Genomic DNA, 18,135 nt, shown 5'->3' with positions numbered 1-18,135 from the left:
AATGCGTGTGTGTGACGACTTTAAAAGAGATTTCAAACGGGGAGACTATAAAAATGAGCTGGACCGAGGAACGCGTATCTCTTCTAAAACAGCTGTGGGGCGAGGGGAAGTCCGCGGCGGAAATTGCGAAAGCTCTGGGCGGGGGATTGACCCGCAACGCCGTCATCGGCAAAGCCCACCGCCTGAAACTCTCCAACCGTGTATCCCCCATTCAACAAAATAGCAAAACGCCTGATGCTGCTCCGGTCGCTGTCAAAGCGGCGGTGCGTGTTGTCGAGGACGTGGCGGTGCCTGTACGGGCTGCGGCGCGTGTGGCGATTGCCATTCCGCAAGCCGCCAATAACGGCAAAGGCGTCAGCATGGTCGAATTGAAAGACCGTATGTGCCGCTGGCCCGTTGGTGATCCGAAAGATTCCAACTTCCACTTCTGTGGCTGCTCATCGGAAGCGGGTCTGCCCTATTGCGGCGCGCACGCGAAACTGGCCTATCAGGCCCCGAGCCGTTCCCGCCAGTTGAACGCCGAGGATTTCGAGCGCGAAGGCAGTGCGGTGCATGCCGAAGAGGAATTGAAGGATGTCGTGCGGGCATAATCCCGCACGCGTTTAAAAAGATGGGCGGGCTTGAACCCCGCACTTCCAAATCCGGATAAAAGAAAAGGGCCCATCATCGGGCCCTTTTTATTTTTTCATGTGGCGGTGATTAACCGTTCATCAATTCGAAATCAATGACTTCGCGGCCCTTGGCCACGGCGCGCACCTGCATCCGCACGCGCTGGCCGGGTTCCAGACCCAGCAAACCATGGCGTTCCAGGCAGGCCTTGTGAACGAACACGTCCTTGGCCTGATCTTCCGGAATGATAAAACCGAAACCCTTTTCCGGCTTGTACCATTTCACGGTGCCTTCCATCGTCACGCCCTTTTCGGCGCCGGTGTTTTCGCTCGTCTCCATGCGGTAGAGGCTGGATTCAGGCATGCGCGGCGCGCTGGTCGGCATTGCAGTTTCCGGCAGAGCACCAAGGTCGAGAATTTCTGTAACTTCCGTCACCATGGCACCCCGTGGGCCACGTTTGATCCGGCACATTAAATCGGCACCATCACCCAGAGACGTTGCGCCCGCGCGTTGCAGCGTTGTGACGTGCAGGAAGGCATCAATATCTTCGCCATCGGGAACGACAAACCCAAAACCCTTCGGACCGTTGAACCATTTTAATTTGGCACGTACAGCGGGCAGTGTGTCTGTTTGAAAATCGTCTTCACTATTACCAACAAAGTGACTCATCGTATTCATTCCAGTATTTAAATGCTTTGTTTAAAACAGAATCCGCCAGACAAACGACGAACCCGAAATCGGGCGAAAAAAAATTTTTAAAAATCTAAAAACGATGCCCGGCCGTTCCAGCCTTGTTCCACCGTTGTTCCACCCTATCTCTGGGTAATGATGCGTTAATCTTTGTAAAAAATCCAGCTTTTATTCCAACAAAACAACACTTTAGTATTCTCTAAACTAGACTTTCTGCATAAAAACCGGATTCCCGAAAATCCGCAGAGGGGTTGTGCAGGGCGGGAAAAGGTGGGCGGTGAAAAATTATTCTTTTTGACTCAAAGCGATGGTCAAAGGCGCGGTGTCGCACTAGTATTTTTATGTGATTCTTCAAAGGGTTAATTGTGCGCCGCACAAAGTGTGGTTTTGGGCGCGCACGCTCTGTTTCCATTTCACGTCCATTTCCAATTGGGGGCTTTATTATGTCTGTTGAAACCATGTCGTCCGCGTCTTCTTCTGCGCAATATCCGTGGCTGTCGCATTATCCGGAGGGATTGAACTGGGGCTGTGACATCGATACGGGGCCGGTAACATCCATGCTGGACAAAACGGTCGCGGCGCATGGCGCATGGCCCGGCATTGATTTCATGGGCAAGGTTTGGAGCTGGGCCGAAATTGGCGCGCAGGTTGATGCGCTGGCCAAGGCGTTTCAGGATATGGGCGTGGTCAAGGGCACGCGCATTGGCATGTTCCTGCCGAACTGCCCGACCTTTATCATCGGCTATTATGCCGCGCTGAAAGCCGGGGCGACGGTTGTCAATTTCAACCCGCTCTACACACCGCGCGAATTGCGCCACCAGATCGAAGACAGCGGCACGACCATCATGCTGACGCTGGACCTGCAGATGCTGCACCAGAAAATGGACGAGATGCTGAAAACATCATCGTTGCAAAAACTGGTCGTGGCACGCTTTACCGATATTCTGCCCTTCCCGAAAAGCCTGCTGTTCCCGATTTTCAAGGCCAAAGACAAGGCCAAGATTGCGGCCAGTGACAAGGTGCTGTGGGTTCACGAAATCACTGCGGGCGGTGGCAAACCGCGTCCGGTTGCGATTGATCCGATGAATGACATCGCCGTTCTGCAATATACCGGCGGCACAACGGGCACGCCAAAGGGCGCGGCCCTGACCCATGCCAACGTGACGGCCAACGCGCATCAGTGCAGCCTCTGGCTGGGTGGGCATGGTGGCGCGGGGCAGCAGAAGATGATGGGCGTTTTGCCGTTCTTCCACGTGTTCGCCATGACGGCCGTGATGAATTTCAGTGTGCGCTCCGCCTTTGAAATCATCATTCCGGCGCCGCGTTTTGAACTGGATGTCACGCTGAAGGCAATTGATAAGAAGAAGCCGCATTATTTCCCGGCCGTTCCGGCGATTTATAACGGCATCAACAACCACCCGAAACTGGCGGAATTCGACCTGAAATCGTTGCGTTACTGCATTTCCGGTGGCGCGCCGTTGCCGGTTGAGGTGAAAAAATCGTTTGAGCGCAACACTGGCTGCGTCGTGGTTGAGGGCTACGGCCTGACGGAATCGGCTCCGGTCGTGTGCGTGAACCCGATCGTTGGCGTGAACAAGGCCGGGTCGATCGGCATGCCGGTGCCGGGCACGATTGTCGAGATCGTCAGCACCGAAGACGGCGTATCACTGGTGAAGCAAGGCGAGCGCGGCGAATTGTGCGTGCGCGGGCCGCAGGTGATGAAGGGCTACTGGAACAAACCGGAAGAAACCGATCTGGTTCTGAAAGGTGGCCGCCTGCACACGGGTGACGTCGCCACGATGGATCAGGAAGGCTATGTCTACATCGTCGACCGGATCAAGGACCTGATTATCACCAACGGCTATAACGTCTATCCCCGCAATGTCGAGGAAGCGATCTACCTGCACACGGGCGTCGAAGAATGCATCGTCGCCGGCGTGCCGGATGATGAACGTGGCGAGGCGGTGAAAGCATGGATCAAGCCGAAGGCTGGTGTCACATTGACCGAAAAAGACATGCTGGCGTTTCTGGCGGACAAAATTTCCAAAATCGAAATGCCCCGCCACATGGAAATCCGCGAAACCCCACTGCCGAAAACCATGATCGGTAAATTGTCGCGGAAAGATATTCTGGCCGAAGACAAGGCCAAACGCGAAGCGGCGTAAGATAAAAAGAAAAGGCGGGGTTCAATCCCCGCCTTTTTTCTATCCAGAAAATCCTATGATGGATGATAGGCTGACGCATCGCGCGAGAGTTGGTGCGCGATTTTCATGCGGGGGTCGGTGCTGTCGCTGGCCAATGCAAAGGTTACATGGCCCAGACGGTCGCGGGCTTTGAGTGCGCGTTTGAATGTGGCCTGTAATGACGGGCTGGGTTTGCGGGCATTCAGCAGCAAACGGCCCGCCTGCAGCGAGTCCAGCGCGATCTGGCAATCCATATGAACCACGGCGCAGCTTCCCGCGGGCAGGGCGTTCATGGCATTCATCGCGGCGGACAATTCGGCAATCTGCGACCCATAATTAAATGAATTTCTTAAAGACGGCAGAGTCAGGGTGGTTTCTTCCACGCGGCCATCATCATGATGAATGACCCAGCCCGCGCCGGATGTTTTGTGGGCCTGACGGTAACTGCCGTCGCACCATATTTGAATGATGGGTTTCATGGGACTGTTATGCGGCTTGTCGCGCGGAACTGTCAAACAAATAGGGGTGGTGGTTAAAGTGCCGCTGTTTCCCGCTGGCGAATTTGGCCCAGTTCGTGGAACCTGCGGGCCGTTTCCGATTTTTTCGCATCGGGCGTCAGCGTGTCACCCAGCAAGGTTTGCAGCGCATCATCCAACCCACCCTTGGCATTGGTGTTGATGGCGGCGCGTGTGTGCGGGGCGTTGGGGCCCAGAATGCGCAAATCGGGATCGATGGCGACCATTTGCGCGGCGAACACTTGCTTCATCGCTTCGCGCTCCAGACAGTGAAACACATCGGTGCGCACCCAGGCGGGCGGTTTGGCGGTTTTGCCAAGCGCGGGCAGGCGGCTGAGCAACCGGTCCAGATCGCGGCAGCGGCGGGTCTGGAACGCATCGGCCTCCATCCACGCCCAGCAGAGTTCGCGCGGGTCGCTCAGTTGCATGGCCTTGGCGCGTTTCTTTCCGTCCTCGACATATTTTTCCAACGGGCGGCGCGGGTCGTAATCGGCGCGAATGCCAAAACCGAGCAGGATGTCGGCCCGCATCGCGCCGCGCGTGCCGATGAGGTATCCATCAAATTGCGTGCGGAACGGTTCGGGGTGGCGGCCCAGAATATGGGTTTCGAAATCGAAATCCTCATGCCCGTGGGTCAAGGCGCGGTAAAAATTCATGTAAATTTTGGCCAGTGTCACGCGGTCCACATGCCCGATCATCGGGTGGCGCAAGCTGCCCTCAATCACGATGGTGGCATCGCTGGGGCCGTCGGTGCGCTGCAATGTGTTGGGCAGAGCCTGTCCGCCAAAGGCGGTCAGCAGGGCGGTGTCAACCAGATGGTTGTGGTGGCGTATGGTCAGCGCCTTGTCCAGCAACAATTCCATGTTGATGTGGTACAACGGCACTTCGTCCAGCAGCGTGGCCAGTTTGTACACGCCCGCCGGTTCATTCATGTTCAGGATATTGGGTTGGGATGACAACGTCATCGCGTCATCGCCGTGCCCGTCACACTCCGGCGTTTTGGTGCCGACCGTGACCAGAATTTGCGCCGGATCGGTGCCATCCGGCGCATCGGTCAAAGCGTCAATCAGATCGTTGATACAGAAATAAATGCCCACTGGTGTGCCTGATCCGGTTTTATCGCGTGTTCGAATCAGTGTAGAGCATTCCGGGCCGAACTTCATTCATTTCCTGCGTGCCCATTGTCATCCCGAACGCATGTGAGGGATCCCATCTTCCTGCACAGGGGCGTGGCAGGGGAGATCCCTCGTCGCCCGCTTTCGCTACGCTACAGCGCGGCTCTGTCGGGATGACAGATGGGGTGTGGCGTTATGCCCGCAATTTGCCGCCGGTTTTCTCGGTCACGCCTTTGATAATCTTGGCGCTGATGTCTTCGATATCCGCATCGGTCAGGGTTTTGTCCGTGGGTTGCAGGGTGACGGCGATGGCGACGGATTTGTGTCCGTCTTCAACGCCCTTGCCCTGATACACGTCAAATACCTGAATGTCGGAAATCAGGTTTTTATCGGCGGATTTCGCCGCGCGGATAATCACGTCGGCGTCCGTATTCGCGGTGACGATAAAGGCGAAATCGCGGCTGAGCGGCTGGAACGGCGACAGGGTCAGCAACGGCTTGGCCGCGCTTTTGTTTTTCGGTTGCGGAATGGCATCCAGAAACACTTCAAAGCCCACCACCGGACCCTTCACATCCAATTCGTCCAGCACCGCCGGGTGAATTTCACCGAAATGGGCCAGCACAACCTTGCCCAGACGCAGCGTACCGCTGCGGCCCGGATGGTAATAACCCGGCGCATCGCGCGTGATTTGCGCGTTGGATGATACGAACCCGCACGCATCCAAAACGGCGCAGGCATCGGCCTTGGCATCGAATGCGTCCATGGCGCGGCTGGCTTGCGGGCCGGACCAATGGCGGGCGGCTGCGTTGCCGGCGCGCATGCCGCTGGCCACAATCGCTTGACCGTCGACCTTGGCGCTGCGGAAAATCGGGCCAACTTCGAACAAGGCGCAATCGGCAAAGCCACGGGCGCGGTTGCGCGATGCGGCCTGAATCAAATTGGGCAGGATGCTGGGGCGCATCGTGTCCAGTTCACTGGAAATCGGGTTGGCCAGCGTCAGCGACGCGGCTTGCCCGTTATCATTCACACCAAACGCATCGGCGACGGCCCGGTCCATGAAGGACCATGTGACGGCTTCGTCCATACCGCGCGCGGCCAATGCCGTGCGGCTTTTGCGCATGCGGGTGACGTTCGGCGTGTCGGCGCTGTGTGTCACGGTCGTGGTTTTGGCCAGCGATATGGCGGGCATGTTGTCCAGCCCGTAAATGCGCAAGACCTCTTCAACGATATCTGCGCGCCCTTCAATATCGCCGCGCCATGCGGGCGGGATGATGGACAAGGTGGGGGCGGTGCCGGATACGGCAAAGCCCAACGCGGTCAGGGTTTTGATTTGCTGATCAACGGCAATATCCACGCCGGTCAGTTTTTGGGTCAGGGCCGGGTCATACGCAATGGTGCGTTTCCAATCCGGAACCGATCCGGCGGTGATGACATCACTGGCTTCGCCACCGCAAATCTCTTGAATTAAACGAGTGGCGATTTCCATGCCGGAAACCGTGAATGCCGGGTCGATGCCGCGTTCGAAACGGTACCGCGCATCGGAATTGATCTGCAACGCGCGGCCCGTGCGGGCGGTGCGGTTCGGGTCGAAATAGGCGGCTTCGACATAGACGTTGACCGTTTCATCGGCCACGCCCGTGGATGTGCCGCCAATCACGCCGCCCAGCCCCAGAACACCGGAATCGTCGCACACAACGACCATGCCATCATCCAACGTGTAGGATTTATCGTTCAGCGCGTCCAGCGTTTCGCCAGCCTTGGCGGTGCGGACAACAATGCCGCCCTTTAATTTATCAGCATCGAACACGTGCAGCGGACGGTTCATGTCCAATGTCATCAGGTTCGTGATATCGACCAGCGCCGAAATCGGGCGCAGGCCAACGGCCTTCAAACGATCCTGCAACCATTGCGGTGACGGGCCATTTTTCACGCCGCGAATATAGCGACCCAAAAACAGCGGGCAGTGGTGCTTGGAATCCGCATCGAAATCCAACGTCACACCAATCGGGTTTTTAAATGTGCCCGCGACCGGAGTTTCGTTGATCGGTTTCAGCGTGCCCAACCCGGCGGCGGCCAGATCGCGCGCGATACCGCGAATGCCCGCGCAATCGGCGCGGTTCGGGGTCAGGCCAATCTCAATGACCGGATCGTTCAAACGGTACAGATCGGCGAATTTTGTGCCGATGGCCACATCATTGGCCACTTCGATAATGCCTTCATGTGCATCGGACAGGCCCATTTCCCGTTCCGACACCATCATGCCGTTGGATTCCTGACCACGGATCACGCCTTTTTTCAGTGTGATGCCCGTGCCCGGAATGTAGGACCCGGCGGGGGCGAACACGCCCTTCATCCCGGCGCGCGCGTTGGGCGCGCCACAGACGACCTGTAATTTTTCCGATCCCGTATCGACCATCAACACCTGCAACCGGTCGGCGTCCGGGTGACGCGTGGCGCTTTCGACCTTGGCGACGAAGAACGGCGCGAACGCGGTGGCGCGATCCTCAACCCCGTCCACTTCCAGACCGACAGCGGTCAGGGCGGTGGTGATTTGATCCAGCGAAGCGGACGTATCCAGATGCTGTTTCAGCCAGTCGAGGGTCAGTTTCATAAAAATCTCCAGCGCAGGTCATTTTGACCCCTTGTTTATAGAAAAAATGACGCCGGGGGGGAAGGGCAAAGTGCTGAAAACAGGGGATTTTAAGGGGCTATAGCCCGCCGGGCGAGGACGGGGCGGTGATCGGTGTGGCGTGCGGGCGGTTGTTTGCCTGTTCGATGGGGGCGGGGGCCTCGGCGTTCAGGGTGGCCTGATGGTCCTTCATCGCCTGTCCCAATTGTGCGGCCATGGCGGCCCCTTCTGTGGCCTGTTCCGGGTTCAGTTTTTCAAACGCGGCCAGATACCGATCGGCATAGGCCTTCTGCAACGGGTCATGGTCGTACAGGCCGCTTTCACGCATGGCGCGGGCGAAGGCATATTGTGTTTCGGGGTAATTGCCCCCGATTTCGGACCCCAGATGGACATTATCGGCGTGGCTGAATGATCTGGGTGAATCCGCCGCCGGGTGGTTTTGCTCCGCGTGTCGCAGGGCGAGGGCGGTTTCAATATCTGGATCATAGGGGTGATAGGTGGCGACCATCAGGGCCTTGTCGTCTTTTAAATCTTTGCGTTCATCGCTGCGCATACTGGGGTCACTCAGGATCGCGGCATAGGTGCCCTGATAACTGGCCCCGATCATGGCGTTGGTTTGGCGGAAGAAATTATCGATGGCTTCGGCGTGATCATGAAAGCTGGCGGTGCTGGTATGGTCGCCAGCGGCCAGCAAGCCCGTGTCGTGATCATGCAGTTCCAGCGCGGGTTTGGCCGCGTGTCTGAAATCATCCTGCAATGTATTGATAACGGCAATATCGCGCAGGGCCTGCGTAATCGCAACGCCATCGGGGTGAATGTCCAACCCGCGATCCCGCATCAAATCGTACCCGTAAAATCCCTGCTGGTCGGCCTGTACTTCACCCTCCAGCGTGATATTGCTCAATCGCCCTTGGTTGTAGGAATAGATATGTCCGGCCTCATGCGACAGAACCATGGCGGTGGCGCTTTTCTGGTCCATCTCGGCGGGCCCGGATAAAATCGACCCACTTTCCGACAGGTTGTAGTAAACGTCCAAAGGCACAGGCAATTGCGGAGCGAGAAGGATATGATATTTCTCACCGTCCTTTTCAAAGGGAAAGGAAACCGCGCCGTAATTTCCGTCGTGATCCATCGCACCGCCCAAGGCGTCGAAATATTCGGTCTCGGGGAAGTCGCCGGCTGAATCGGCCAGTTTCAATCCCTCATCGGTCATCAGCGCCTGAATGCCGCGCGCATACATCTGTGCGCTGTTTAATCCGTCTTGCATTGTCATGTTTTCAGGGGCGGTTTTGATATCGTCTTGCGTGATAATAATGATATTGCCACCGGCCACATCCGGCAGATGCTCCGCAATACCCTCCAACGCCGCCAACGTTTCCGGCGTGGCCAGTAAACGGTGTCCGTCCGGTGATGTGATGGGGGTGAGCTTGCTAATCTATGCCCCCATTCCTGGCGTGATGGCGGGTTTTTGTGGGTCTGGTGCGTTGGGCGTGGCATCGGGCATTTGCGCGGCGGCTTTTTGCAGGCTTTCGTAATAACGCGGCGAAAATTCTTCGGCGGCTTTCAGGTATTCGGTGGCAATGGCCTGTTGTGTGTCGCCTTCTTTAAACGCGCCCTGATGGTTCAGTTGTTTCAGCGTGTTGTAAAACAGCCCCGGCGTTTCAGCGAGATGGTTTTGCGCCTCGCTTCGTGTTTCGCCGGAGGCCGCCGCATAATGATCAACCACCTTGCTCACAATGGCTTTGGCTGGAATCTCGACATCATATGGCACATTCATGGCGAAATGATCGTGCTGGGTATGGTCGGCGGCGGTGTGGTCGATGAACGCGCCGGTGGAATGGTCGGTATTAAATTTTGTGAAGGTGCCAAGGGCGCGGCTTTGTTCAAACATCCGGCCCATTTCGGTGCGGATTTCGGGGGTAGCGGAATTTTGAAATTCGGCCTGTAACTGGCGCAATGCGGCCTTATCAGCGCTGACTTCACGTTGAAAATTTGTGCCGTCCGTGTTGATGCAATGGTCGATTTCATGGGCCAAAATCATTTTCATCCAGTCGCCATCATTACCTGGAATTTTATCCGGCAATAATGATTCCGGGACGCCGGATAAAAACCCAACCGCCGTGCGGGCGGAGAGATGATTTTCCGGCAAGGCGATGATGCAGATTTTATTGTCTGGATTATTGTCGTGTTCGACGCTGCCCGCGGCGGGGGATGGGTTTTGAATCGACTCTTCCAGCGCCAGAACATAGCGCATGGAATAATTGTTCAGCGGGGCCGGGGCCCCCTCCAGATCCATGGCCCGGGCGCGATAATTCTTTGGGGCGTTGTCGGCCAGTTCGGATGTACCGGGGTCGGCCATATCCCTGTTCACGATCGTCCCATCGACCAGCAACACATCCATGCCCGCCAGACGGGGCAGGGATTCGGGGTTAATGCCGATATTTTGCAGATAGGTGCGCGTTTCCACCGGGGCATAAAGATGCGCCGGGGCGGTCGCTGCTGTCTGTTTGTCTGTTGTGATGGACGCCATAAACCCCGTTCTTGCCCCCGCTTGATCTGCCCCGATCTTATGCAAAAATCGTTAAACAAGGCTTTATTTGGAAAATACTTTACGGAAAATTAAAGCCTTTCCGCTACCGTGTGAGCACAGGCTACGTAGGAATGCGGGGGTAGGAATGGCCGATCCAAACAAACCAGATGAGCAAATGCTTGCCGATATCAATGAGATAGCGGCTCTGCAGATGGCCCGTTGGCGCGCGGAGCAGGGCATGGCCCCGGACCCGGATGTGCCGCAGGTCGAAGGCGCGCCGCACGCGTCTTTATCCCAGCCTGCTGCGGCCCCGGTTTCGGCTCCGGCGGCGGCTCAGCAAACAGAATCTTTTAATGTCGGCGAAGCGCAGGGTTTGATGCGCATGATGGGGTTTGATACCGGCCCGGTTGATAATGACATGGGCCCGAAAACCACCGCCGCACTGGATGCGTATCGCGCCCAGCATAATATCGCCGATGGGGCCAGCATGAATGATGTCATGGCCCATATGCGCGAACAGGTGCAAAGCGATCCGAAAGTGATTGCCAATATGGCCACGGCCCTGCGCGATGGCGCGAATGGGCAGATGGATGTGAATGATGCCCGCGCCATTCAACATGTGTTGAATGCCCATGGGGCGGAATTGAAAGTGGACGGCGTTGTCGGTCCATTGACGCAAGGCGCGTTGCTGGATCAAGTGGGATTGATGCCGCCAACGCCGGATATTCAGCCGCAACAACAAGTGGCCTCTGGTCCATCTGCGGCTCCGCCGTCTGTTGAATTACCGCCTGCCGCGCCGCCACCGCCTGTGGTCGATGCGGGCAGTTCCTATGAAATTCCGGCGCAAAGCACACCGCCGATGGTGGATGTGACGAATGTGGCCCCGGCTGTGTCTGCGGCCCCGTCTGAACCAGCGATGAATGACGGCGTGTTTGCTGCTGAGCCGGCACCGGCCGCTCCGGCGATGAATCAGGATTCAGTCCGCAATTACGACCGCGGGAGCGCCAGCCCCAGCTTTAACCACAGCGCGTCCCATGGGGGCGCGTATAACAACGGCATCCGCGTCAACGGGCCGGGTTACAACGCCAACAGCAATGGTGATTTCCGCATCAACACACCGCAAGTGGGGGTCAGCAATAACGGCTTCCGTGTGAATATTGGTGGTATTCGCTTGAATATGCGGCTCTAGCGCTTTTTGCTTCGTCTAACCGAGGGGCAGAACGTGCAGTGAAAAATCCAACTTGATTCCAATGTCGCGGTACAATGATTGTGCCGCGGCATTTTTCTGTTCCGCCAGCCAGTACAGGCGCGCCCATCCTGCTGCTTGACCCAATGCCGCCAGTTGGATCACCAGTTCACGGCCCACGCCACGGCGACGTGCGGAATGGTCCACGAACAAATCCTGCATGTAACAGGCATATTTCAAACTGCCCGTCGTCGGGTGCAGGATGAAATGGCAGATGCCAACGATTGGTCCGCCTTTTTCAAGGCGGGCGCACAGGCCATGAACGGGGAATGTCGGGTCGCAAATGCGCGCCCATGTACTGGCGGTAATGTCGGGCGTAACCGTGCCCTCCATATTCGCCTGCCACAACGGCAACCATCCATCGTAATCGTCTTTATTCAGTGGTGCGATGATGGGTGCGGTCATGGTGGTTATTCTAAGGGGTGAAGCGCCATGGGCGCAATGGAGGGGGATTATATGGTTTCTTTTCGTCGGTACACGGTACGTTTTGTAACTGAATTTTCGGGCAGTGGTCCGTGTCCCACAGTTAGTTCTGATCGGTATTTCAGGTTCGAGTCCTGATACGCTTCATATTGGAAAGCAATGTCCTCAATCTCTTCAACATCTTCAGAAATATTGTTTTCAAGATAAAATTCTAAAACCCATTCACTCTTTTCATGTGAGAGGGTCACCTGTCTGAAATTGGGAGAAATGGCCCCAATCATCGCCTGCGCGAGCATGATGATTTGGTGGTTCCATTCTTCCAAAGCCGGTGTTGTGGTCATGCAATTTAATCCGTTGCGCGGTTCGGGCGGTTCAGTGGGTCGAACCCGTAATGCTCCAGCCAGCGCACATCGCTTTCAAAGAAGGTGCGCAGGTCGGGAATGCCGTATTTCAGCATCGCCATGCGCTCGATCCCCATGCCGAAGGCGAAGCCCTGATATTCTTCGGGATCAATGCCGCAATTTTTCAACACGTTCGGATGCACCATGCCACAGCCGCCAATTTCCAGCCAGCTATCGCCCGCGCCAATTTTCAATCCGCCGTCCTTGCGCGAACAGCCAATGTCCACTTCCGCGCTCGGTTCCGTGAACGGGAAGAAGCTGGGGCGGAAACGCAGCGGCAGATCGTCAATGTTGAAATACGCCCGCACGAAATCCAGCAGGCAGCCCTTCAAATGGCCCATATTGGTGGATTTATCGATCACCAAACCTTCGCATTGATGGAACATCGGCGTGTGGGTCATGTCGTAATCGGAGCGATAGGTGCGGCCCATCACGATCATGCGGATCGGCGGTTTTTGTTTCATCATCGTGCGTACCTGCACGGTGGATGTATGGGTGCGCAGCAATTTCTTCGCGGCTTCGCCCGCTGCATCCGGATCATCGGGCAGATAGAACGTATCGTGCATTTCGCGCGCCGGGTGGCCGGGCGGGAAATTCAGGGCGGTGAAATTGTGGAAATCGTCTTCGATGTCCGGGCCTTCGTTAATCACGAATCCCATATCGGCAAAGATGGCGGCGATTTCGTCCATCGTCTGGCTGATCGGGTGGATATGGCCCTTGCGCTCGGGGCGCGGGGACAAAGTGATGTCGATGGTTTCGGCGGACAGTTTCTGGTCCATCGCCTGTTTCTTCAGGGCGGCATCCTGCCGCGCGATCAGATCGGCGATTTCATCTTTCAGAACGTTCAGCGCCGCGCCGGTTTCCTTGCGCTCATCCGGGGTCATGGTGCCCAGATTCTTCATCAGCGCGGTGATGCGTCCGTTTTTCCCCAACGCGGCCACGCGCGCGGCGTCCAGCGCGGCCAGATCGGTGGCTTGTTCCACCATCTGGGTCAATTCGGTTTTCAGGGTGGCAATATTGCTGGTCATATCGGTCATATCGCTGTCAAAGGGTCCGGATCACGTCAAAATACGTCCCGTTTTTACCATTCCGGCGGCAAAAAACAAAGGGTTCGGTGCGGAAACGGACGGTTTTTATGTATTTGGGTGCGGCGTGGGGGCTGTTTTCGCGGTCTTGGCCGGGGCTGTTCGCGGCGAGGTGAAGAATTCATACGCCTTCCGGTTTGCCTCCAGCACGATGCGGGCATCCGGGCTCAGTCTTGCGTTCGGGTCGGACAGAATATCCAGAATGGCGGCATGGCGCATGGGCGCAACGATCATGTCGAAGGCATCTTGTCCCCTGTTCTGGGCGTACGTGCGTAAAGCGTGCGCGGCATCATGGTGGGCTTGGCTGGCCCGGTCCAAGGGCAGTGGCGAAGCGCCCAGAAAATCATGCGCCAGTGTCGGCCCCATGACGTATTCCTTGAGGGCGACCGCTTCTTCGTTTTGATCGTCGATGTCGGGATAGAAGATATGGTTGTTCATCGCATTTAATATGCGCATGGAAATGACGGATCGCACCACCTCTGGGTTCCCGCCGTCATCCAGATAGGCCCGCATGCTTTGTTTATCGGCATTGTATTCGGTTTCCGCGCCGTGTTTCAGTCCGTCACGGCAGTGCACCGCTTCGTGATACAGGAACAGGCGACGGTAATCCGCCAATGTGCCTGGGAAATATGCAATCTTTGTCGGCGCGTGAATAGGCAGAAGAGCGCCCCGTATCGTGTCCATGGTCAGCCGATCGGACGGCGTAAAGACGGTGCATTGAATCCACGGCCCGCGTAATCCCATCGTGGCAACACTCAACATACTGTTGGGGCCAACCAGATATTGTGCGGGCTGGAAGCCGAAGAACTCATAGTAAGAGCCCGTGGTTCCATCCGACAGAAGGGTGCGCAGGTCGGGGTTCGTTTGCGTGATGGCGTATAATTTCGCGGCGCGCTGTTCGGGGAATAAAATGGTCAGGGTGCTTCCGGCCAGATCGCGTAATGTGTCTTTGTGCGCATCAAGGGTTTGCACCAGATGATCCGTCTGGTCCCCAATGGGTGCGACGATCAACGGCCCGGACAGGTTGAACCCCATCCATCCCAATCCGGCATAGGCAAACGCCCGGCGCACGCGCCCCATTTTTTTAAACGAATCCATCGGCCACATTTGGCCAGCCCTTCCCTGCTTTTCTTTCAGCGGTAACAGGTGGGATAGGCGGGGACAAGGAAAAAGGCCTTGAGCATCTGGACGAGGATGGGCAGGGGGCAGGAATTGTGTGGTCTCACAGGGAAATAAGGCGCGGGCCCCGAAAACCCGGCCTTTGGCTGGAAAAGCAGGATATTAGCCCCGTCTAATTATATGAAAAATGTTTGACGAGTGGGTGGGGGTTGTGGTCTAACGGACCTCTATTTTCATATTTATTGTCCGGGGTGTTCGGCCATGACCAACGAACGTGATTTCAAACCTGCCGCCAATCCGTTTGCCTTCATGCCGGGCGGGTCCAGTTATAAGCTCAGCACCATGTCCATGAATGACACGGTTCTGGTGCAGGCGGATAAGGCTGTGGTGCCGGTGACCAGTGTGGACGACATTATCGTTCAGGCGGTTACGGCACCGGGCCAAACAGTTTTGAATGCTTCGCCCACGCCATGCAGCGGGAAGCGTCATTTTTATAACGGATTACTGGGATCGACGGCGGCCAGCGCGTTGACCTGCGGTGTTCTTTTCACGGGCCTTGATCTGGATTTTACGGGTCTTGCCCTGTCATTTGCTGGCATGATGTCTGTTCTAAACGGAGGATATTCCGCCTCGCAATCCAAAAGCGGCGTGTTTGCCGCGGCTGGCGTGGGCTTGCTCACATCTGTGTTTGCCGCGGGTCTGGGATATTCAGCAGCAGGCGGAATAATGATTGTTGCGAGCGCTTCGGCGACCGTGTCGACGGCGCTCGGTGCGGCGGCAATGCCACCCGATGTAAAGAAGCGCGGTGCGTCCGGTGGTTTCAAACTGGCGGCGGGAACGGCCCTGGGCTGTCTGGCTGGCATGGCGATGTCGGCGTTTACAGCGGTATCAACGCCCGTGGAACCGGAAATGGAATATTGCGCTTACCATCGCAACTCCACTACGGAAATGTCCTGCGCGTCGTCTACAGAAAGTCTGAAACGGGGCATGCATCTGGAAACGCGATATTTTACCCGGCCTAAGGTATCGCCATGAATTTAAAAAACGATCCATCTGATCTCTCCCGTCCGCTCGGCTTCAAATCCGGGGATGTGGGATATAGATTCAGCACAATTTCAAAGGATGGCGTTTTACTGATGCAGTCCGATGTGACGGGCGCGCAAGCACAAGGCTTGATGAGCCTTGATGATATTATTGTGCAGGACCCTGGTGCCGCGGAAAAATCAGTGGTGGCATTGCCGCCGGAACCCATCAAGGAATCGCGCGATTTTCGCTGTGGCTTTGTGGCGACGGCGGCGGCCAGTGCGCTGACCTGCGGCCTGATGATTGCGGGTGGATCGGCGGCCATGGCGACGCTGCTGTTGCCGGCGTTTGGTCTTATTGGCGCGTTGTCATGCATGCCTTCACTGCCAACGCCCGCATCGAAAAAAACCATGCTGGCGAGCACGGGGCTGTGTGCATCCGCTTTTGGTATGGGCGTGGGGCTTTTGCCTTTTTCTGGCTTGGGCGGCGTGCTGTTGGTTGCGGGCGCGGGTACCGTGGCGGTCACGACCCTGCTCGGGGGCATGCAAATGGGACTGTCCACGGAAGCCAGCGGAATTTCCAGTGTACGGAAGTTGGTGACCGGTGGCGTATTGGGCTGTCTGGCTGGGGCCGCCCTTTCCGCGTTTACGGCGGTGGCGCTCTCCGATCCGGCGGCCGAATTTTGCACGCCCGCGCGCGATGCGACGCATCCGATGGGTGCCGCAGCGGCGGAGTGTGATTTTTCAGTTCAGACGCTGAAGCGCCGCGTGCAAATCCATAACGAATTTCTGGTTCCGCGATCATGATAGAAAAAGCGTTGCCGATTTATTTTCGGTGCGCATCCTGTGGGAAAATTGTAAGGGAAATATAACCATGACCATGCACAAAAATTCTTCAAATCCTCCTCAGTCCTGCGGCTACAAGCCGGGGGATGCGTCGTATAAATTCAGTACGATTTCGATGGGCGATGCCATTTTTATGCAGGTGGGAGAGCAGGGTAAATCCACCACGGGGCTGATGGCTATTGATGACATCATTGTGCAGGTGCCCCCAACCCCATCGGCAGAAGAAACCGTGGCCCAACCGGCTGTATCTGTGCCTGTGAAAACGGGAACATCTGATTATCGACGGGGGCTGTTGTCCTCTGCTTCTGGTGCGGCGTTGGCCTGTGGCATGGTGGCGGCGGCTGGGTATTCCGGGCTGTCGGCTGAATTTTTGGCTGGGGGGGGTGCTTTTGCTCTTGTGGTGGCGCCGGCTATCGTCGGGATGGGCGTTAGCTCTATAGGCTCTGTCTTCACCAAACACGCGGGATTGTTTGCGGGCGGCATTGGGTTCAGCGCGGCGCTGATGGGGATTGGTGCAACACTGCCCGGGTCTATCGGCGTCTTGTCTGCCGTTATGGGTGCGGTTATCACAGGTGTGCACGGCCTTGGTGCCGTAGATGCCATGCACGAGGATGTGAAGTCGTTTGGACTGTCCAATGGAAAGAAATTTGCAAAGGGCACGTGTCTGGGGGCTTTGGCGGGTGCCGCCCTGGCGGCCTTTATGTCCGCGTCTGTGGTCGATACCGCGTTGGAGCCACCGCACAAACCGTACCCTATGAACCAACGTGTTGAAGTTCATATGGACACCACATTGTTGGAAACGGCGCCGCGATTGACGGAGGATGGCGCGGAATATATCCCGCAAAAAGTTGTCCCACGAGAAACGGTGCCACGATTGAATTAAGGTTGCGATTTTTACGCGACACAGCAGACAAACAAAAAGCCCCGGATTTCTCCGGGGCTTTTTAATGCGATCAAAGCGCTTAAGGATTAAGCAGCTTTTTTACCAGCTTTTTCCAGAGCATCAGCAACCTGTTTCGCGATGATTGCGAAATCGGCCGGAGCCAGGGCGGCGATGTCGGCCAGAACCTTGCGGTCCAGCTCGATGCCAGCCAGTTTCAAACCGTTCATGAAAACGGAGTACGTCATGCCATGTTCGCGGGCACCGGCGTTGATACGCATGATCCACAGGCTGCGGAAATTGCGTTTCTTTGTACGACGGTCGCGGTACGCATACTGACCAGCTTTTTCAGCCGATTGACGTGCTGTTTTCAGGCAATTGCGACGACGGCCATAGTGACCTTTCGTTGCGGCAAATACCTTTTTCTTTTTGGACTTTGTGTTCGGTCCGGCGGTAACGCGTGCCATTATTGACCTCCCTCAGCTTTTTTCGGGTTGCGCTTCGGACGCACAGCACGAGTCAGCTTTTTCAAGCTGTAAGGCATGTGGAATGTCAGCGTGTTCACACCGTCAGCTTTGAACATCGTCAGAATCTTACGCGCTTTGCGTTTCATCTGTTTCGGTTTGTTCATTTGCATGTGGCGCATTTTGGCAGGTTTAAATTTAACCTTGCCAGAGGCGGTGACGCGAAAACGTTTTTTCGCACCGCTCTTGGTCTTCATCTTCGGCATTTTCCTCTCCTTTTTCAGGGGGTTACAACGTGCGGGGGCAAGGCATGCCGAATTCCAGGGCCAGCCCTCGCGTTACGAACGGCTATATAGACGGGGTCTGTGGGTAAAATCA

17 protein-coding genes and 1 pseudogene are annotated in these 18,135 nt (G+C 56.5%); 6 read left to right on the top strand and 12 right to left on the bottom strand.

The features are described 5' to 3' along the window. Positions 1-53 precede the first annotated feature (53 nt). Positions 54-590, top strand: a complete 537-nt coding sequence (locus ACSC94_RS08940) for a GcrA family cell cycle regulator (RefSeq protein WP_435640492.1) — start codon at positions 54-56, stop codon at positions 588-590. A 109-nt stretch (positions 591-699) separates the two neighbouring features. On the opposite strand, the gene ACSC94_RS08935 is transcribed toward ACSC94_RS08940, so the two are convergent. After that, positions 700-1,278: a cold-shock protein gene (locus tag ACSC94_RS08935; RefSeq protein WP_435640491.1), complete on the bottom strand. Its 579-nt coding sequence runs from the start codon at positions 1,276-1,278 to the stop codon at positions 700-702. A 464-nt stretch (positions 1,279-1,742) separates the two neighbouring features. Between ACSC94_RS08935 and ACSC94_RS08930 the strand changes: the two genes are divergently transcribed. Then, the gene (locus ACSC94_RS08930) at positions 1,743-3,464 is read left to right on the top strand and encodes a long-chain-fatty-acid--CoA ligase (RefSeq protein WP_435640490.1); all 1,722 of its coding nucleotides are present in this window, start codon (positions 1,743-1,745) and stop codon (positions 3,462-3,464) included. Positions 3,465-3,517: 53 nt separating this feature from the next. Here ACSC94_RS08930 and ACSC94_RS08925 read toward each other — a convergent pair whose 3' ends face one another. The 5 genes from ACSC94_RS08925 to ACSC94_RS08905 form a co-directional block, all read right to left on the bottom strand. After that, the gene (locus ACSC94_RS08925; RefSeq protein ID WP_435640489.1) at positions 3,518-3,961 is read right to left on the bottom strand and encodes an RNase H family protein; all 444 of its coding nucleotides are present in this window, start codon (positions 3,959-3,961) and stop codon (positions 3,518-3,520) included. Between the two features lie 53 nt (positions 3,962-4,014). Then, positions 4,015-5,160, bottom strand: coding sequence for a hypothetical protein (locus tag ACSC94_RS08920; RefSeq protein WP_435640488.1), 1,146 nt, complete (start codon positions 5,158-5,160; stop codon positions 4,015-4,017). A 145-nt stretch (positions 5,161-5,305) separates the two neighbouring features. Next, complete coding sequence (pheT, locus tag ACSC94_RS08915) at positions 5,306-7,723, bottom strand: phenylalanine--tRNA ligase subunit beta (RefSeq protein WP_435640487.1); 2,418 nt, start codon at positions 7,721-7,723, stop codon at positions 5,306-5,308. A 97-nt stretch (positions 7,724-7,820) separates the two neighbouring features. Continuing rightward, complete coding sequence (locus ACSC94_RS08910; protein WP_435640486.1) at positions 7,821-9,113, bottom strand: hypothetical protein; 1,293 nt, start codon at positions 9,111-9,113, stop codon at positions 7,821-7,823. Between the two features lie 63 nt (positions 9,114-9,176). Then, positions 9,177-10,271: a hypothetical protein gene (locus ACSC94_RS08905; RefSeq protein ID WP_435640485.1), complete on the bottom strand. Its 1,095-nt coding sequence runs from the start codon at positions 10,269-10,271 to the stop codon at positions 9,177-9,179. Between the two features lie 145 nt (positions 10,272-10,416). Here ACSC94_RS08905 and ACSC94_RS08900 point away from each other — a divergent pair, with 145 nt between their 5' ends. After that, positions 10,417-11,460: a peptidoglycan-binding domain-containing protein gene (locus ACSC94_RS08900; RefSeq protein ID WP_435640484.1), complete on the top strand. Its 1,044-nt coding sequence runs from the start codon at positions 10,417-10,419 to the stop codon at positions 11,458-11,460. Between the two features lie 15 nt (positions 11,461-11,475). Here ACSC94_RS08900 and ACSC94_RS08895 read toward each other — a convergent pair whose 3' ends face one another. The 4 genes from ACSC94_RS08895 to ACSC94_RS08880 all read right to left on the bottom strand — a co-directional run bounded on the left by ACSC94_RS08895 (position 11,476) and on the right by ACSC94_RS08880 (position 14,533). After that, the gene (locus ACSC94_RS08895) at positions 11,476-11,922 is read right to left on the bottom strand and encodes an N-acetyltransferase family protein (RefSeq protein ID WP_435640483.1); all 447 of its coding nucleotides are present in this window, start codon (positions 11,920-11,922) and stop codon (positions 11,476-11,478) included. 47 nt (positions 11,923-11,969) lie between these two features. Further along, complete coding sequence (locus ACSC94_RS08890; RefSeq protein WP_435640482.1) at positions 11,970-12,281, bottom strand: hypothetical protein; 312 nt, start codon at positions 12,279-12,281, stop codon at positions 11,970-11,972. Between the two features lie 5 nt (positions 12,282-12,286). Next, positions 12,287-13,378: a phenylalanine--tRNA ligase subunit alpha gene (pheS, locus tag ACSC94_RS08885; protein WP_435640481.1), complete on the bottom strand. Its 1,092-nt coding sequence runs from the start codon at positions 13,376-13,378 to the stop codon at positions 12,287-12,289. Between the two features lie 96 nt (positions 13,379-13,474). Continuing rightward, on the bottom strand, positions 13,475-14,533 hold the full coding sequence (locus tag ACSC94_RS08880; RefSeq protein WP_435640480.1) for a hypothetical protein: 1,059 nt from the start codon (positions 14,531-14,533) through the stop codon (positions 13,475-13,477). Between the two features lie 273 nt (positions 14,534-14,806). Here ACSC94_RS08880 and ACSC94_RS08875 point away from each other — a divergent pair, with 273 nt between their 5' ends. From ACSC94_RS08875 to ACSC94_RS08865, 3 genes are all read left to right on the top strand, one after another. After that, the gene (locus tag ACSC94_RS08875) at positions 14,807-15,580 is read left to right on the top strand and encodes a hypothetical protein (RefSeq protein WP_435640479.1); all 774 of its coding nucleotides are present in this window, start codon (positions 14,807-14,809) and stop codon (positions 15,578-15,580) included. Then, positions 15,577-16,374: a hypothetical protein gene (locus ACSC94_RS08870; RefSeq protein ID WP_435640478.1), complete on the top strand. Its 798-nt coding sequence runs from the start codon at positions 15,577-15,579 to the stop codon at positions 16,372-16,374. Before ACSC94_RS08875 ends, ACSC94_RS08870 begins: the two co-directional genes overlap by 4 nt. Before the next feature lie 67 nt (positions 16,375-16,441). Further along, the gene (locus tag ACSC94_RS08865; protein ID WP_435640477.1) at positions 16,442-17,296 is read left to right on the top strand and encodes a hypothetical protein; all 855 of its coding nucleotides are present in this window, start codon (positions 16,442-16,444) and stop codon (positions 17,294-17,296) included. Positions 17,297-17,382: 86 nt separating this feature from the next. Here ACSC94_RS08865 and rplT read toward each other — a convergent pair whose 3' ends face one another. Further along, positions 17,383-17,760 carry a 50S ribosomal protein L20 gene (gene rplT / locus ACSC94_RS08860; RefSeq protein WP_435640476.1) on the bottom strand — a complete coding sequence of 126 codons (378 nt, stop codon included), beginning with the start codon at positions 17,758-17,760 and terminating at the stop codon, positions 17,383-17,385. A gap of 71 nt (positions 17,761-17,831) precedes the next feature. Then, a pseudogene (gene rpmI, locus ACSC94_RS08855) lies at positions 17,832-18,023 on the bottom strand (50S ribosomal protein L35); the annotation flags it as partial. Positions 18,024-18,135 lie beyond the last annotated feature (112 nt).

Source organism: Micavibrio aeruginosavorus, assembly GCF_051245535.1.
GTDB classification, from domain to species: domain Bacteria; phylum Pseudomonadota; class Alphaproteobacteria; order Micavibrionales; family Micavibrionaceae; genus Micavibrio; species Micavibrio aeruginosavorus_D.
Note: the sequence above shows the minus strand (reverse complement) of the source record. Positions and strands in the feature narration are given on the sequence as shown.

What these genes read in the sequence shown, in the direction of transcription:
- ACSC94_RS08940 (WP_435640492.1), top strand. Translation starts at nt 54, where the DNA reads ATGAGCTGGACCGAGGAACGCGTATCTCTTCTAAAACAGCTGTGGGGC.
- ACSC94_RS08925 (WP_435640489.1), bottom strand. Translation starts at nt 3,961, where the DNA reads ATGAAACCCATCATTCAAATATGGTGCGACGGCAGTTACCGTCAGGCC.
- pheT (WP_435640487.1), bottom strand. Translation starts at nt 7,723, where the DNA reads ATGAAACTGACCCTCGACTGGCTGAAACAGCATCTGGATACGTCCGCT.
- ACSC94_RS08880 (WP_435640480.1), bottom strand. Translation starts at nt 14,533, where the DNA reads ATGTGGCCGATGGATTCGTTTAAAAAAATGGGGCGCGTGCGCCGGGCG.
- ACSC94_RS08935 (WP_435640491.1), bottom strand. Translation starts at nt 1,278, where the DNA reads ATGAGTCACTTTGTTGGTAATAGTGAAGACGATTTTCAAACAGACACA.
- ACSC94_RS08920 (WP_435640488.1), bottom strand. Translation starts at nt 5,160, where the DNA reads ATGAAGTTCGGCCCGGAATGCTCTACACTGATTCGAACACGCGATAAA.
- ACSC94_RS08865 (WP_435640477.1), top strand. Translation starts at nt 16,442, where the DNA reads ATGACCATGCACAAAAATTCTTCAAATCCTCCTCAGTCCTGCGGCTAC.
- ACSC94_RS08895 (WP_435640483.1), bottom strand. Translation starts at nt 11,922, where the DNA reads ATGACCGCACCCATCATCGCACCACTGAATAAAGACGATTACGATGGA.
- ACSC94_RS08870 (WP_435640478.1), top strand. Translation starts at nt 15,577, where the DNA reads ATGAATTTAAAAAACGATCCATCTGATCTCTCCCGTCCGCTCGGCTTC.
- ACSC94_RS08900 (WP_435640484.1), top strand. Translation starts at nt 10,417, where the DNA reads ATGGCCGATCCAAACAAACCAGATGAGCAAATGCTTGCCGATATCAAT.
- ACSC94_RS08930 (WP_435640490.1), top strand. Translation starts at nt 1,743, where the DNA reads ATGTCTGTTGAAACCATGTCGTCCGCGTCTTCTTCTGCGCAATATCCG.
- pheS (WP_435640481.1), bottom strand. Translation starts at nt 13,378, where the DNA reads ATGACCGATATGACCAGCAATATTGCCACCCTGAAAACCGAATTGACC.
- ACSC94_RS08875 (WP_435640479.1), top strand. Translation starts at nt 14,807, where the DNA reads ATGACCAACGAACGTGATTTCAAACCTGCCGCCAATCCGTTTGCCTTC.
- rplT (WP_435640476.1), bottom strand. Translation starts at nt 17,760, where the DNA reads ATGGCACGCGTTACCGCCGGACCGAACACAAAGTCCAAAAAGAAAAAG.
- ACSC94_RS08890 (WP_435640482.1), bottom strand. Translation starts at nt 12,281, where the DNA reads ATGACCACAACACCGGCTTTGGAAGAATGGAACCACCAAATCATCATG.
- ACSC94_RS08905 (WP_435640485.1), bottom strand. Translation starts at nt 10,271, where the DNA reads ATGGCGTCCATCACAACAGACAAACAGACAGCAGCGACCGCCCCGGCG.